At 58.2% G+C, this 15,159-nt stretch carries 11 protein-coding genes and 1 riboswitch; all 11 genes read right to left on the reverse strand.

Features of this window, described 5'->3' with window-relative positions; all coding sequences use genetic code 11:
* Positions 1–23: 23 nt before the first annotated feature.
* The gene (locus ACVWY9_RS06460) at positions 24–1,496 is read right to left on the reverse strand and encodes a TrkH family potassium uptake protein (protein WP_457387830.1); all 1,473 of its coding nucleotides are present in this window, start codon (positions 1,494–1,496) and stop codon (positions 24–26) included.
* An 11-nt stretch (positions 1,497–1,507) separates the two neighbouring features.
* Positions 1,508–2,197, reverse strand: coding sequence for a potassium channel family protein (locus tag ACVWY9_RS06465; RefSeq protein ID WP_414329043.1), 690 nt, complete (start codon positions 2,195–2,197; stop codon positions 1,508–1,510).
* Between the two features lie 70 nt (positions 2,198–2,267).
* Entirely contained in the window at positions 2,268–3,614 is a 1,347-nt protein-coding gene (gene clpX, locus ACVWY9_RS06470; protein ID WP_414343692.1) for an ATP-dependent protease ATP-binding subunit ClpX, read from the reverse strand.
* 812 nt (positions 3,615–4,426) lie between these two features.
* Entirely contained in the window at positions 4,427–6,487 is a 2,061-nt protein-coding gene (ligA, locus tag ACVWY9_RS06475; RefSeq protein ID WP_457387831.1) for an NAD-dependent DNA ligase LigA, read from the reverse strand.
* 32 nt (positions 6,488–6,519) lie between these two features.
* Positions 6,520–8,556 carry an ArsA family ATPase gene (locus ACVWY9_RS06480; RefSeq protein ID WP_457387832.1) on the reverse strand — a complete coding sequence of 679 codons (2,037 nt, stop codon included), beginning with the start codon at positions 8,554–8,556 and terminating at the stop codon, positions 6,520–6,522.
* 122 nt (positions 8,557–8,678) lie between these two features.
* Positions 8,679–9,086, reverse strand: a complete 408-nt coding sequence (locus ACVWY9_RS06485) for a hypothetical protein (protein ID WP_457387833.1) — start codon at positions 9,084–9,086, stop codon at positions 8,679–8,681.
* A 243-nt stretch (positions 9,087–9,329) separates the two neighbouring features.
* Positions 9,330–10,199 carry a (2Fe-2S) ferredoxin domain-containing protein gene (locus tag ACVWY9_RS06490; protein WP_457387834.1) on the reverse strand — a complete coding sequence of 290 codons (870 nt, stop codon included), beginning with the start codon at positions 10,197–10,199 and terminating at the stop codon, positions 9,330–9,332.
* A gap of 11 nt (positions 10,200–10,210) precedes the next feature.
* Entirely contained in the window at positions 10,211–10,618 is a 408-nt protein-coding gene (locus tag ACVWY9_RS06495; protein WP_457387835.1) for a DUF1636 domain-containing protein, read from the reverse strand.
* A gap of 128 nt (positions 10,619–10,746) precedes the next feature.
* Positions 10,747–12,717: a TonB-dependent receptor plug domain-containing protein gene (locus ACVWY9_RS06500; RefSeq protein ID WP_457387836.1), complete on the reverse strand. Its 1,971-nt coding sequence runs from the start codon at positions 12,715–12,717 to the stop codon at positions 10,747–10,749.
* A 42-nt stretch (positions 12,718–12,759) separates the two neighbouring features.
* Positions 12,760–12,912, reverse strand: a riboswitch (cobalamin riboswitch).
* A gap of 621 nt (positions 12,913–13,533) precedes the next feature.
* The gene (locus ACVWY9_RS06505) at positions 13,534–14,058 is read right to left on the reverse strand and encodes a hypothetical protein (RefSeq protein ID WP_457387837.1); all 525 of its coding nucleotides are present in this window, start codon (positions 14,056–14,058) and stop codon (positions 13,534–13,536) included.
* A gap of 176 nt (positions 14,059–14,234) precedes the next feature.
* Entirely contained in the window at positions 14,235–15,146 is a 912-nt protein-coding gene (gene rsmH / locus ACVWY9_RS06510) for a 16S rRNA (cytosine(1402)-N(4))-methyltransferase RsmH (protein WP_457387838.1), read from the reverse strand.
* Positions 15,147–15,159 lie beyond the last annotated feature (13 nt).

The following is a 15,159-nucleotide window of genomic DNA, read 5'->3' on the forward strand; positions in this document are numbered from 1 at the left end:
GCTGCTCTCTCCTCAGTTCTGGACTAACCGATTAGGATCGACTCTTCAGGGTAGGTTACCAACGGGCGGGGCTGTTGTTGAGCCAAGGCCAAGACAATGGTCAATGCCCCCAACCGGCCCCAGAACATCACCAGCACAATGATCAGTTGGCCAAACCAGTTGAGCTCCCCAGTAAAGCCCGTCGAGAGGCCGCAGGTGGCAAAGGCGGAGATCACCTCAAACAACACCGGATCCAACCTACTGTTACTGTGGGTCAGCAAAATCAACCAAGCCGCCAACAATACCACAAACAGAGAAACCGTTAACACCGCTGCCGCCTTGCGCACCATGGAGGGATCCAAGCTGCGCCCGGCAATCTGAGCGCTGGGCAAACCGCGGGCATAGCCCCACAAGGCCAACACCAACACCGCCAAGGTGCCGGTGGTCATGCCGCCCCCCATAGAAGCTGGGGCTGCCCCAATAAACATGAGAGCCATCAGCAGCAACTGGCTTGCCGGGGTCAAATCCTCAATGGGGATCGCGGCAAACCCAGCCGTTCGGGCAGAAACCGATTGAAAAAACGTCAGGCCCAAGCGGTGGGGCCAGCTTACCTCCAGCAGGGATCCGCCGGGCAAGCTCTCTCCCAAAAACAAGCCAATGCCGCCCGTGCAGAGCAAAACCACCACCACGCCCAGGGTAATCCGGGTGTGCAGAGAGGGGCGGTGGCCCCGTGGCCAGGTTAACAAATCCGACAAAACCGGGATGCCCAAACCGCCGATAAAAATCAGACCGGCCAAAATCGCCAGCGACAGACCATCTGTAGGGATCCCTTCCCGGCCAAACAGGTCGAATCCCGCATTACAAAAGGCGGACACCGCGTGAAAAATAGCCAGAAAAACCGCCCGCCCCGGCCCATAGAGATCCCGCCAATGCACCCAGAGCAGCAAAGCCCCCCCCAACTCAATGAGGGTGACCCCCAGCAGCACCCGCCGAGTCAATTCCAGGATCGCCCCCGGATCGATTAGACCCAGCGAATTGCACAGCGCCAAGCGATTGAGCAGGGAAATGCGCCGCCCGATCAATTGAAACACCACCACCGCCAACACCATGAAGCCCACCCCGCCAATCTGAATCAGGATCAGCAGCACAATCTGGCCCAACAGGGTGAGATCCTCCGCCGCCACAATCGTCGAGAGCCCCGTCACGCTCAGGGCCGACATGGCCGTAAACAGCGCCTCATTCCAGCTCAAGGGATCCCCACGCCCGATCCCCGGCAACATGAGCACCAAAGTTCCCACCACTGCCAAGAGCCCCAACCCTGTGACCAGCCGCAATGGCGGCGGCAGCGGGCGACGCCTGTCCCCCCCGAAAAACCACTGCAGACGATTCCCGAAGGCCCTAGAGGACTGAGACAATGCCGAGCCCGGTGTCGGCAGGTAGCGGGCGCGGGATGGCACCGGTGGAACCAAGCGCTCAGAGCTCTCCTCTCGCGGAAGCGGGGCGGAGTCCTCTCTCATCGGATCCCTCCCTACATTTCATTCAGCCGCGAGATGTTGGTATTGGCCCCCAGAACCACCAGCAAATCCCCCTTTTCCAGCAGGTAGTCTGCGGGGGGAGAGACCACCAGCGATTGCTTTCGCTTCACCACCAGCACCGTGATGCCGAAGCGGCGACGCAGATCCGACTCCGCCAGCGTATGGCCCACCAACGCCTCCGGCACCTGTAATTCCGTAATGCTGTAGCCCGGCTCCAGCTCTAGCTGATCTAGGATCCCCGGTGCTGTCAACACCTGAGCCAAACGGCGCCCTGCCTCTTGCTCCGGCAACACCACCCGATCTGCCCCCACTCGCAGGAGAATAGAGCGTTGCCGCTCGGTCGACGCCTTACAGACCACATTGCGCACCCCCAGACTTTTCAGGGCCACCGTCGTCAGCAAATTGCTCTCAAAATCGCTGCCAATGGCCACCACCACCGTGTCGAAGGAGAGGATATCCACCGCTCGCAGCGCATCTTCATCGCTGGAATCGAGTGCCACCACCTGCGTCAGCTGATCCGCCAGGCGCTGCACGATCTCACGGCTGCGGTCGATCCCCAAGACATTGTGCCCTCGCTCCATCAAGGTGAGAGCCAAGCTAGAACCAAAGCGCCCCAGACCAATTACCGCATATTCACGATCCACCCGCTGTCGTTCGCGCCAGCGGAACGCAGTCCCTGCCATAGGATCTCCTGCCCCCTCTTTCAAGAACAGATCATAAGTTCATCCAGCAGGGATCGGAAGGGCCGCGACTCTAGGCCGACTCAGGCTTGGGCAGCGTAGAGGGGTGAGGAATCAGCTCGCGGGTGGAACGGCGCTCCACCATCTCTGCGGTGATGCGGATGTGCTTTAGGTCGCGGCGGGAGGGTGCCTCGTACATCACATCCAGCATTAGCTCTTCCACAATGGCCCGCAGGGCGCGAGCCCCGGTCTTGCGGCGATAAGCCTCTTTGGCAATGGCAGCAATGGCGGCAGGTTCAAACTCCAGTTCCACCCCGTCCATGCGCAACAGCTTCTGCGCCTGCTTGAGAATGGCGTTTTTGGGCTGCGTCAGGATCGCCTCCAGCGCCTTCTCATCCAGCGGATCCAAAGTCGCCACTACCGGGAGCCGCCCCGTGAATTCGGGAATCATGCCGTACTTGATCAAGTCTTCAGGCTCCAAAGCCTTGAGGGCATTGGCCATACGTTGCTCGCGGCTAACCGACAATTGCTCCCCTGGCTTGATAAAGCCCATCGATTTCTTGCCAATGCGCTGCTCGATTACTTTTTCCAGGCCAACAAAAGCCCCCCCGCAAATGAAGAGGATGTTGGAAGTGTCGATTTGAATGCAGTCTTGATAGGGGTGCTTGCGCCCTCCCTGGGGAGGCACGTTGGCTATTGTCCCTTCCAGCATCTTCAACAAAGCCTGCTGCACCCCCTCGCCGGAGACATCGCGGGTAATGGAGGGGTTCTCGCTTTTGCGGGCAATTTTGTCGATTTCGTCGATGTAGATGATGCCGCGCTGGGCCTCTTCTACGTCCATGTCCGCCACCTGCAGCAGGCGCAACAGGATGTTTTCCACATCCTCGCCCACATAGCCAGCTTCCGTAAGGGTGGTAGCATCTGCAACCGCAAAAGGCACATCCAACATGCGAGCCAGGGTTTCCGCCAGCAGGGTTTTGCCGGAGCCAGTGGGGCCAATGATCAAAATGTTGGACTTCTGTAGCTCCACCTCATCCAGTTCCGAAACTCCGACGCTACCGGGGTTGGCCTTGGCAGCCAGACGCTTGTAGTGGTTGTAAACCGCCACCGACAAAACCTTCTTAGCTTTTTCTTGGCCAATCACATATTGGTCGAGATAGCGCATGATCTCCTGCGGCTTGGGCAACTGCGCCAAAGAAGGCAGGCTGCGGGAGGATTTTTTAGGAGCTTCACGCCGGCCGCCGGCAGGGGCGGCAGCAGGAGGAGTGTTGCCGTCGTAGAGTTCCTCATCCAAAATCTCGTTGCAGAGCTCCACGCACTCGTCACAGATGTAGACCCCCGGCCCCGCAATCAACTTACGCACCTGATCCTGTGACTTGTTGCAGAAGGAGCACTTTAGATGGGAGTCATATTTGGCCATGGGATCCTCGTTGCTGCTTGCTCTTGGCTATCCTAATCCGGCAAAAGCCAGAAGAAAACTAAACCTTCCAATCCAGTCGCAAATTGGCTGCGAAAGCGTAAGGAGGCCGAAGTTGGTGGAATCTCACTGACCTACTAGTCTAGCATCTCCACTGGGCTCGTAGGGCTTGTTTCCGGATCCCCAAGGGGGCAGGGTGCCAAGAGATTCCCATGGGGATCAACTGGAAAGACTCGAGATATAGTCATTTCAAACTGGATTGAGACACTTCCCAAGCGCTCCGTGCCGCTTCCGCGACCACCCACTCTTCAAAAGGGAGCTGGGAAGCAATGCGACGGAGGTGTTTCATTCTTGCTTCAAAGTGACCATAAGCTTCTCCAGCGCTCTGCGCTACCCGTGCAAACGCCACAGCCTCGGTTCTCCCCAAGTGTCTCACAAGGAGGAAAACTGGAAATGGAAGGGGTGAGCCGTTTCGCTGCTATCGGGAATGGTCATACATCCTTTGGACGGATTTATAGAAAAACCGCCCGACTTGACGCCGAGCGGAAGATGGTGTGAGGAGTGAACGGAAACATGCGTCTCCGCTGATCCCATCATAGTTGAACTTATCTGGCACTGGCAAAGGAATCCTTCAGTTAAGTTGGATACTTTTTGGAGGTGTGGCCGCGCCTTTTTGTAACCAAAAAGGGGAAGGAACTGTCCGTGTTTCGTTCGCTTCCCCCTATTGGCGTCCACTCCTCACTAGAGGTGAATCATAAATTATCCCTGCCGCTAAGACAACCCACCCTACCCAAGTTTTTCGGGGATCCACCCTGTCAAGGATGCAGATCACCGGATTCCACGGTGGGATCCAGCGCCAACAGCTCCGCTTCGGTCAGCAGGGGGATCCCCAGTTGTTGGGCTTGCTCCAGCTTGGAGCCGGGGTCAGAGCCCACCACCACGTAGTCGGTTTGGCGGCTGACGCTGGCGGTGACTTTGCCCCCCCGACTCTCAATCCAAGCCTTGGCCTGCTGGCGGGAGAGGGTGGGCAAGGTGCCGGTGATTACGAATTTTTTCCCGGCCAGGATCTGGGAGACGGCAGGGTTCTCCTGCTGAGGAAGAGCGGGGATCCCTAGCGCCTGCAACTCCTGCAACAGGCGACGATGGGCCGGCTCGGCAAACCAGGCCACCACCGCTTCCGCCACTTCCGCGCCTATCCCATAGATCTGGGCGATGGTTTCTGCGCTGGCTTGGGCCAAAAGCTCAGGGGTGGGAAAATGGCCGGCCAAAATCTGGGCGGTGACCACCCCCACATGGGGGATCCCCAGCCCGTAGAGCACCCGTTCCCAGGGCTGCTGGCGAGAGCGCTGAATGGCTTGCACCAGCTTTTGGCTGGAGCGGGATCCCATCCCCTCCAAGCCCTGCAACTGCTCTGGGGTGAGGCGGTAGAGATCGGCTACGGTGCGCACTCCCAAGTTCTCCACCAATTGGGCTGCCCGCTTTTCCCCTAAGCCTTCGATATCCAAAGCATCGCGGCTGGCCCAGTGCTGCAATTGGCCCCGCAACTTAGCCGGGCACTCGGGGTTGGGGCAGCGGGTCACGGCTTCGCCGGGGGGACGAACCAAAGGGGCGTGGCATTCGGGGCACTGGCTGGGCAGGCTGTAGGGAACAGCGTCGGCAGGGCGCAATTCTTTTAGGATCCCGACCACCTCCGGGATGATCTCCCCGGCTTTGCGCACGATGGCAGTATCGCCAATGTGCACATCCAGCTCCCGCAGGCGATCGGCATTGTGCAGGCTGGCGCGGCTGACAAGGGTGCCGGCCAAAGGAACCGGCTCCAGCTCTGCCACTGGAGTGACGGCGCCGGTACGGCCCACGCTGGCCACGATGGCGCGGATGCGGGTGGGGACTTCCTGGGCAGGGTATTTGAGGGCAATGGCCCAGCGGGGAAATTTTTGCGTAAAGCCGGCCTCCTCCTGCAGCCGCAAGGAGTTCAATTTCACCACCACCCCGTCGCTGGCGTAGGGGAGCTGGGCAGCCCGCCATCGCTCATAAAATTGGATCACTTCTCCCAAGCCCCGACAGACCTGGGAAAGGGGGTTGACTGGAAATCCCAATTCCTTGAGCTGCTGCAGACACTGCCACTGGGTTTGCGGGGGATCCCCGGCAGGCCATCCCTCCGGCCAGTGGAGGGCGTAGGCGAAGAAGCTGAGCTTGCGGGCGGCCACAACGCGGCTATCCAACTGCCGCAGGGTACCGGCAGCACAGTTGCGCGGGTTGGCAAAGGGGGGATCCCCAGCGGAACGACGCTCTTGGTTGATCCGTTCAAACTCGGCCAGGGCCAGATAGACTTCCCCCCGCACCTCCAAAACGGGAGGCGGATCTGCTGTCGCCAGCCGCAGGGGAATCGAACGAATGGCGCGCACGTTGGGGGTGATGTCCTCTCCGGCCTGTCCGTCCCCCCGAGTAGCACCCCGCTCCAAAAGACCCTCGATGTAGGTTAGGGCCAAGGCGGCGCCATCAATCTTCAGCTCACATACATATTCCAGCTCTCCCTCTGTCCTGCTGTCGGGAACAGGGGCACGGCCCAAAACTCGCAGCAGGCGCTCTTGCCACTCCTCCAGTTCTTCTGGGTTGAAAGCGTTTTCCAAACTGTAGAGGGGGATGCGGTGGAAGACGGTGGGAAAATGCTCTGCAGGTTTTTCTCCCACCCGCTGAGTAGGGCTATCGGGGGTGACCAGTTCAGGGTAAGCCCGCTCCAGCTCTTGCAGCTCGCGGTAAAGGCGGTCGTAAACGCTGTCTTCCAGGATGGGCGCATCGTGGACATAGTAGGCAATGCTGGCCTTCTGCAGCAGGGTGCGCAGCTCGCGGGCGCGTTCTTCCAACTTGGGATCCATAACTCCTTGGGTGAGCAAGGTCTACCCCTAGGTTAGGGCTCCTGAGGAGCCAATAAGTAGGAGCCGATATTCTCCAAGCTGGGAGGATGTAGGAAGGGGATGGTCAAGATGGCCTGCTGGGAAAATGGCTGGGGGAGCTGGGCCAGAAGAGTCTGGTGACGACGGCGGAGGGCCTCTCCAAAGGGGGTAGAATCCTCCAACCACACCCGATTGAGAACGGCGTAGGGATGAGGGATCCCCAAAGCATCCAGTTCCGCCAAGAGACGCTCGGTTTCCGCCAGAACTGCTTGCTCGGGGTTAAAGACGGGGATAAAGGTAACAAACTGGGGATCCTGGAGCTGCTGCCGGAGCTGTCGCACCTGGGCCAAGAGCTCCCGCATCCGCTGCGCCCATTCCGGCCTGCCCACCACATCCCGATATTTCAGCCACAGCTTCAGGGCCAAGCTTACCCAGCCCTCCAGAGCCTGGGGCATCTGCAGAAACCGCAGGAGATGCCCTGTGGGGGCCGTGTCCAGCACCACCAGGTCGAACTGCCCGCTCGTCTCCTGTCGGAGAACACTCAACAGGGCCATCACCTCATCCAAGCCGGGTGGGGGCATCTGCAGCAGTTGCCGCCACGCCTGCGGGTCGTATTGGACTTCCACCCCTGCCGTCCCCTCCCCCGCCAAGATGGCCGCCACCTCCTCCAGGTAATCCTGCCGGAATTGCTCCAGCACCGCCGCCGCATCGACCTCCTGCCCCAGCAGGTTGGGCAGCAGGGGAATGGGATCCTGACCCAGTTTTGTCTGAAACAGATCCCCCAGCGAGTGAGCCGGATCGATGGAGACCAGCAACAGCTGCTTGTCGGGATGGCGCTTGGCCAAGTTCCAAGCCAGGGCCCCGGCCACCGTCGTCTTGCCCACACCCCCTTTGCCCCCCACCAACACCAGTCGGATCCCTTGGGTCAAAAAATCCGGTAGAGCCGGGATCCCCCTGAAGGAAGGGAAGAGGGTAGAGAAGGGAGACTCTCTCTCCGCTCTCTGCTCTGGGATCCCTTCCAACTGCAGCAGCACCTCTGGCAAGGGGCGAAGCTGCTGCACCAGCTCATCCAGGGCCGCCAACCCAACCGGCTCCTGCAGTTGATAAGGACAGACCCAGATAGAGTATCCGGGCAGCTCCTCCTGTAGGGCTTTGAGCACACGCCGCTGTTCCTGTTGCCGCGCCGAGTAGAGAGGAGAGGGGAGAGCAGCGGGCAGCGAAGGTTGGCTGTTATTCTCTCTTGCAAGCAGCACCTGATTGACCAGAAGACCGCCGATGGGCACGCGTCGGTTTTGCAGTTGCTGACAAAAGCGGCGGGTTTCCGCCACGCTCAACTGCTCCGGGATCATCACCAGCCAAGCAGAGGTGCTCTCCGGAGTGGTCAAGCGGGCTTTGCCCCCCTCCAGTTCCCTCTGCAACTGGGCCAAAAACGCATCCGCCTCATCCGGTCGATAGGTGCCTGTCAGGGCTTGGGCGATTTCCCGGTGCTTGGCCTGAAAGGTGGCAAACACAGCCAGAAGATTATCCAAAAAGTCGGGCAGCTCCAACAGCCGCAGGGTGTGCCCGGTGGGGGCCGTGTCCAAGATAACGGTATCCACCTCCTCCCTCGCCAGCAGCCGGTTGACCTCCAGAATGGCCATCAGCTCATCCACCCCCGGCCACGCCAAATCCCAGATCGGCAGCAGATCCTCTCGGCCAAACCAACTGCCCCGCTCGGCAATGAGCTCCAGGGCCGGCCCATAGGTTTGCCGAAAAGACCGCAGCAAAATCTCCGCTTGCAAAGCCCGCACCTGTAAATTGGGGCGATCCGGCAAGGGTTGGGCCACATCCGTAACCGAGATTTGCAGCACGTCCCCCAACGAGTGGGCGGGATCTGTGGACATCAGGAGCAGACGGCGCTGGGGATCCACCTGGGCCAGTTGGCGAGCCAGCGCGCAGGTCAAGGTTGTTTTGCCCACTCCTCCCTTGCCGCTGAACAGCAAGAGGCGTTGGGAAGCCAAGAGCAGAGGATGGCAGGAATGCTCCTCACTGTTAACGCGACTGAGTTGCAAAGGGATCCCCTCCCACATAGGTCGCCCCTATTTTGGCCTGGATCCCTCTTGGGGATGTTCCAGATCACTGCAAAGGTACTCCGCACCGCTGACGGGATGGGAAGAGCTTGTACGGGAGCAGCTCACCGCAGTTTCCCCTCTCCCAGCCACACCCGGCGACGTCCTCTGTCCCACACCAGCAGCGCGTGGATCCCAATCCAAAGTCCTGTCCACAGCCAGTTGTGCAACCAGATTTTGCCCAGGATGGGCAGGGTCAGGCCCTCCGTTCCCCCCAAAACCAGGCCGGCTGCCAAAATCAGCCCTTCAAAAGCCAGAAACCCCAAGATGAGCATGGCCGGGATCCAGAGATAGTTCAGCAGCAGTTGCCTTGGCCGAAGCGGCTTGGACTGAGAAAACAGAGGTCGGTAACCGCCAGCAAGAGCAATCCCCACCGTGCCGATCCCCAGCACCAACCCCCAGGCAAACGAATCGGGAGTGCGGGGATAGTTGTGCCAGGTGTAGCCAAAGATTTGGTTGGCCAGCCAAATCATCAAAGCACTAATGGCTGCCCTTTGGCGGGTTAAAGTTGTGCCTGCAACAATACCAACAGTTACAAAAGGAAGGGTACATGTATAAGCAATATTGCTGAGACAGCCGACGGTGGTAAACAAGCTGGGCCAGAACCAGCCTCGGGCCAAATCTTGAGCAGCTTGTATCCAAAGTGGGGCTGGGATTAAGCGGCGAGAGCTGGGAATGGGGATAGGTTGAGCACTCGATTGCAGGCCAATCATGCTTTAATCTCCTGGAAAAAGGTGGTCTTTCAGAGGACAGCCATTAAGCAAATGCTCAAAAACAATTTGTCGAGCTACTTGGGGAGTAACCCGCTTGTACCAGGTGCAATCTCCGGAGTAAAAAACCACCGGCCCCTGTTGGCAAACTTCCAAGCAGCCTGAGGTGATAACCTGTACGTCTAGGTTGGCTTCTCGAAGGGCGGATTCCAGAGCTTCTACAACCGGTTGGTAGTTGCGGGAAGGATAACAACGGCTGGAACGACAAACAGCAAGGTAGGGACGTTTAAGAGGGTTATCCTCATAGGGGATCCGCTCTTTCCCCTGCACATAGATGGCGCGGATGCGCTCGTAAAGAGAAAGCTTTTGGTAATCTGCTTTGCCTTCCGGCAGGTAGTCTTCCTCTGGACCCAAAAAGGGGCTGGGCAGAAAAATCTGCAGCAAAGACTCTTCTGCTCCATTCCAGAATTGGATCCCCCACATGCGGGGCTGACCTTGGGGATTGAGGCGCCGGTAGAGAGCAGCACGGCTAACCAATCTTTTGCGGCGCAGCTCGGGTGGGGTCTTGCGATGGGGGCCGCCTTGGTGCTCCTCCAGGCACAAATGCAGGTGCCAAGTTTCGGTGGCAACGGTTAGATAGCCATCGTAGAGCACGCACAAAGCTGGAGGTTTCTTGAAAGCCAGCTCCAGCACCCCGCCTTCCGCCACATGGCCCACCTGGATCTCGGCCCAGTGCTCTTGAAACAGCTCGTAGAGCAACGGCCCCAAGCAGTCGATGTGGGCAGGGATCCCTTCATAAAGGGTTGTCCAACCCGTCAGAGAAACTTCCTGCCAAGCTTGATGGAGGGGGGTTATCCAGGGGGTAAAAGTGGCCATGAGAAAGCTCCTCAGTGCAGTGGTGGAATACGAGCAATCACCCCTTTTTTGAGAGGGCGCTCGGCCCAGGGTAGGATCCCATCTGACTTGGTGAGGTAGAGCTCTGCTGTCTGCAGAATGAGATCCACATCTTTTGGATCGAGATCTCCAAAAACATAGGTCATCTTTTGAGGTGCTGCCAACGCAACGACACAAGCATGGCTGCAGCCGCTCATACAGGCAACCGGCTTCAGGGTCAGTTGAGGATTGAGGGTTTGAGATTGCAGGGCAGACAGCAGCATTTCTCCCTTGCTAATCCCTTCTTTTTGGCCGTTAACCCACCGAGATCCGCAAGTGACACAAACCCAAAGACAATGGCTGCTGGGTTGCTGGGCAGCGCTGCCAGCTTGGATGGGCAACTGGGAAGTTGATCGAGACATGGTGCTCCTTGATATAGTCATAGGTTTCTGTCCAAGCAAAGGGTGTGAGAAGAGGCAAAGACGATCTCAATGTCTTGGCCAAGGATTCAGCAGTGAGTTAGACAGCTAAAAGTCAGCCTCAAGTCGCTCTAAAATTGGCCCCTTAAATTAAGCCGAACGGTGCGACCCACTCCGGGGTAGCCGGGGAAAACCTCATATTGCTCATCCAGCAGGTTATCAACCCCCACTTCTAGAGCGAGATTTTCTGCTACCGGGATCCCTCCCCGCAGAGCCAGGTTGGTGTAGCCGGGCAGAGATTGGGTATTGGCGTTGTTGGTAAAGAAAGTGCCAATGTGATGCAGGAAAACTGAGGCATACCGATCCTCTGCATCGCGGTAGCTCAGGCCCAGGTTGAAGCTGTCTGCTCCCACGAAGGCTAGCTGTTTGCCAACCGCTTTGGGATCCAGCGCCGAGCGGATGATGGGATCGTTCAGGGTGTAGTTGGCAAAAAGAGTCCAGTTTTCCCCCAATCGCAAATCCAGGGCTGCTTCCAAGCCCGTGTATTCCACGAGCTCAATGTTTTCGTAGGTTCCCCTGCGCGGGCCAGTGCTGACAAAGGTAATGCCATCGCGGATGCGGTTATGGGCAAAGGTCAAGCGCAGTAGGCCAAAATCTCCCAAAGCCTGATCCAGGCCAATGTCAAAACTCTCTCCCCGCTCCGGTCGCAAATTGGGGTTGCCGTCGACTTCAAAAAAGCCGCGCAGCCGAAAGAACAGGTTTGAGATCAAGGGGGTGCGAAAGCTGCCGGCATAATTGGCCCTCAGGGTGGTGCCTTCTGCCAAAACCCAGCGGATCCCTGCGGCAGGAGAGGTGGCCGAACCGTTGACCAGATTGCTCGAATCTTGGCGAACACCTAAGTTGAGATAAAAGTTGGGCTGTGGCCTGTAATCCAGGCGGGCGAAGAATGCCCCCTGATTCACAGTATTGTCATAGTTGACGTTGGTGGATCCCCTGGCAAAGGAGAAGGTGGTGTTGCGAGCTGAAATGGATCGGTAGTCTGCTCCTAGAGTAAGCTCCAGGTTTTCAGCAGCCTTCCAGGTGTATTGCAGTTGGGATCCCCACCCCGTTCGCAGGATCTCATCCCGGGATCCCTGGCTTTGTGGGGCGCTGAAGCGATAGTTGAGGTCGTCAAAAAATACCCTGGCTTGCAGGGATCCCCTCTCTTGATCCCACAGCCAACTGAGATCTAACAGCAGGTCGTTGGTGTTTTGCCCTGCATCGGGGGAGGGAAACTCGGTGCTGCCGGGCACCTGAAACGCTTTATTGAGATAAAGGGCATTTCCTGTTAGGACCTGGCCTTCTGCCAGTTGCCAGGTGAGTTTGGCTTGTAGGTTGTGGTACTCCACTGCCGAGTTCTCCCGCCTGCCTGCTTTGCCCAAACGCCTAATTTCAAAAGGAAAGTCGTTGTTGCTCTGCAGACGGCGATAGCTGACCACCCAGCCCAGATCCTGCACCTGGCCGCGGTTCTGGATCCCTTGCTCATTGAGGCCGTAGCTGCCGATAGCCGCTTCCAGCACGGTCTCGGATCCCGGCTTTGGCTCCAGGGTTACGATGTTGATGACCCCGCCAACGGCATCGGAGCCGTATAAGGTGGAGCCCCCACCTGGAGAGATCTCAATACGCTCGACCACATCTGTAGTGATCTGAGACAGATCGAACCCGCCAAAAAAGCCCAGGTCGTTAATGGGGCGGCCATCCAACAGCACCAACACCTGGGCCGTTCGTCCTCCCCGCATAAACTGGGAGCTAAGGGCTCCCAACTGGGTTCCCGCCGTGCCGTCGCTGAGGATCCCGGGCAGGTAGCGCAGGGCCTCCTGAACGGTTCTTGCCCCTTGCTCTCGAATTTGCTGGCGGGTAATGACGTAAACCGGGCGGGAAGAATCCCGCAGCAAACCAGGACGGCGAAAAGGTGTGGTGACGGGTTGATTTAAAATCTCGGCGCTAACACCGGTTTCCAAAACCTCTTGAGCTGAGGGCGGGGAAGCTGCCGGCTGCGCCCACGCTGGGATCCCCAAAACAAGACCCCCCAGCGCCAGGCTGAGACCTAGAATGGGATTCATTTTCTTTCTTGAAGCTCCTGATTCCGTGCGACGCGGAAGAAATGCGAGCCAGAACCGCAGGCGGGCATCCTGACTGAGGGCATGGGTCTAGCCCAAGCCCATCACAGTTGCGGCACAGCGCCGGATTTGCACCGGACTTTCCCCTTTACATGCCCTGGCTGATCCCCAGGACAACCTGTCGGTACAGCTTTCTCTGCGATTGCTCCGAAAAAGCCGTGCTAGGCATCATACATCCCCTGCTCTGGAGTTCCTATCCTGCCAGGGGGGATGTCATCTCCAGGGGTGAACAGGATCCCAACGGCAATCCCAGGGCTTTGGATGGGCCACATCCCACCAACTTAGAAAACCTGGGCCAGACTTCTTCTTTGCTTTGTAAGCAGTTAAAGAGTAGCCCACTACTATTCCAGATCCTGAGGCCCAGGGATCCCTTAGCCTTTTAGAGAACAGAGCATGACTCTAGTCAATAATAAGCTCAACCATACTGAAAATAATGTATAATATGCTCAGTACGGATTACTACCAGTTGATCTTTCTGTTTACTTTCGAGTCTGCCAACATGGTAGCCAAAGCAAAGCAGAAAATTGGTAGTAAGACGACACGGAAACTGCGCTTTGGGTATTCTACTCAAAGCTTTGCGGGATACCGCCATTCTGGTTGGAAACAAACAGAATGCTATCGCTGCATAGTTGAACAGTGATGTTCAGCAGTGTTCAGCGTAAATGTATCAGATACGCTGAGACTTCACAAGACCCACAGCTTTTGGGAAAGCAAGATGGGGACGCTGGCCTAGCCGTCATGGGCGGGATCCGTATGAATTTAGTACCCAACCGGATAGAAAAGAGGGGCTTTTTCGATTTCTGGCAAAGCCGTTGCCTGGTGGGCTGGATCCGGCTCAACTTGGCTGGGAGAGGCAATCGGCACCTCGATCATCCGATCCGGTACCAGCGGCACCATTTCGGAGCGGTCGGCAATTTCCCGCAGAGAATTGGCAATGGATTCTTGAGTCAGCAGAAACTGTCGTTCGTTGCGCTGCATCTGCTGCCACACCTGGTAACGCTGGCTCCACCGGCTTTGGGTATGCACAGTCCAACTGTAAAGGCTCAACACTGAAACCCCGGAGAGGATAGCCATCCCTGTGGAGATTTGCTTCCACCAGCCTAGGTGTTCTGCCCAAGCCGAATGTTGGCTGCGAGGATGGGCTGATTTCAACTTCAAATTCAAAGGTTGGGTGCGGCTGGCCTGAACTGTACCGGAGAGGGGTCGGCTCAGAGCAGAAGGCTGTCTGTGGCGACGAGGGCTTTTGGGACGATCAAGACCTGCGTTCAAAGGCTGGCTAACCATAGGGCTTAACCTCACACACACCAAGGGATCCGACGGTGCAGGACTGCCGGTTCCGCTTCACCCTAGTTCCCCGCGCCCCCCAACAGCAACCCCCTTCTCCCGATTCCCGGCCTCAGCAGGACAGCTGTCCGCTTCACGGTAGCCGATCTCTTGAGAGCGGGAGAACCAACCTAAACCTACATCTGACTGCTGCGGGCAGCCACTCGCAGTTTGGCAGAGCGGGCCCGTGGATTGCGTTGCCGTTCCAGTTCGGAAGGGGACAAGGGCTTGGGGGTGAGCACCTGCCAACGGGGATCCCTGCGAAAGGCCCATTTCACCAGGCGATCTTCAAGGCTATGGAAGCTGATTACGGCCAACCTGCCGCCGGGTTTCAACCAAGTGGGGGCTTGGGCCAGCAAGGTTTCTAAAGCCTCCAGTTCTCGGTTCACGGCAATGCGCAACGCCTGAAAGACGCGGGTGGCCGGGTGGATGCGGCCTCGCCGAGCTGCCGGAGGTACCGCCTGCCAAACCACCTGGGCCAACTGGGTAGTTGTGGCGAGGGGACGAGCCTGCTCGATGTGATGGGCAATGCGGCGGGCAAATCGCTCTTCGCCGTAACGGGTGAAAATCTCGATCAACTCTTCGACCGGGCGATGATTAACCCAATCGGCAGCGGTTTCCTGAGCGGCACTGGGATCCATGCGCATATCCAGCGGCCCCTCTCCGCGAAAGCTAAATCCCCGCTCAGGGCAGTCCAGTTGCGGCGAACTCACCCCCAAGTCGGCCACGATGCCATCGAAGGGGATCCCCTGCCCCTGCTCATCCCGAAAGCCGTGCTGCTGCAGATCGAAATCGGCAAAATTGAGGTGCCACAGTTGGATGCGACTACTGGGGATCCCTTCTGCTGCAAAACGCGCTTGCGCCGCCTGCAGAGCCGCCGGATCCCGATCCAACCCCACCACTCGGGCAGCTCCCCCCCGCAGCAGCGCCAAGCTGTGCCCACCCCCTCCCAACGTCACATCCAGAAAAGTGCCGCCCCCCTGGGGTTGCAGGTAGGCCATCACCTCCTCGGTCAAAACAGAGTCGTGTTGATACACCTCGCCAAGCACGGTTTGCGGGGGT

It is taken from the genome of Thermostichus sp. OS-CIW-31, assembly GCF_054060305.1.

What these genes read in the sequence shown, in the direction of transcription:
- ACVWY9_RS06490 (WP_457387834.1), bottom strand. Translation starts at nt 10,199, where the DNA reads ATGGCCACTTTTACCCCCTGGATAACCCCCCTCCATCAAGCTTGGCAG.
- ACVWY9_RS06485 (WP_457387833.1), bottom strand. Translation starts at nt 9,086, where the DNA reads ATGATTTGGCTGGCCAACCAAATCTTTGGCTACACCTGGCACAACTAT.
- ACVWY9_RS06500 (WP_457387836.1), bottom strand. Translation starts at nt 12,717, where the DNA reads ATGAATCCCATTCTAGGTCTCAGCCTGGCGCTGGGGGGTCTTGTTTTG.
- clpX (WP_414343692.1), bottom strand. Translation starts at nt 3,614, where the DNA reads ATGGCCAAATATGACTCCCATCTAAAGTGCTCCTTCTGCAACAAGTCA.
- ACVWY9_RS06460 (WP_457387830.1), bottom strand. Translation starts at nt 1,496, where the DNA reads ATGAGAGAGGACTCCGCCCCGCTTCCGCGAGAGGAGAGCTCTGAGCGC.
- ACVWY9_RS06505 (WP_457387837.1), bottom strand. Translation starts at nt 14,058, where the DNA reads ATGGTTAGCCAGCCTTTGAACGCAGGTCTTGATCGTCCCAAAAGCCCT.
- ligA (WP_457387831.1), bottom strand. Translation starts at nt 6,487, where the DNA reads ATGGATCCCAAGTTGGAAGAACGCGCCCGCGAGCTGCGCACCCTGCTG.
- ACVWY9_RS06465 (WP_414329043.1), bottom strand. Translation starts at nt 2,197, where the DNA reads ATGGCAGGGACTGCGTTCCGCTGGCGCGAACGACAGCGGGTGGATCGT.
- ACVWY9_RS06495 (WP_457387835.1), bottom strand. Translation starts at nt 10,618, where the DNA reads ATGTCTCGATCAACTTCCCAGTTGCCCATCCAAGCTGGCAGCGCTGCC.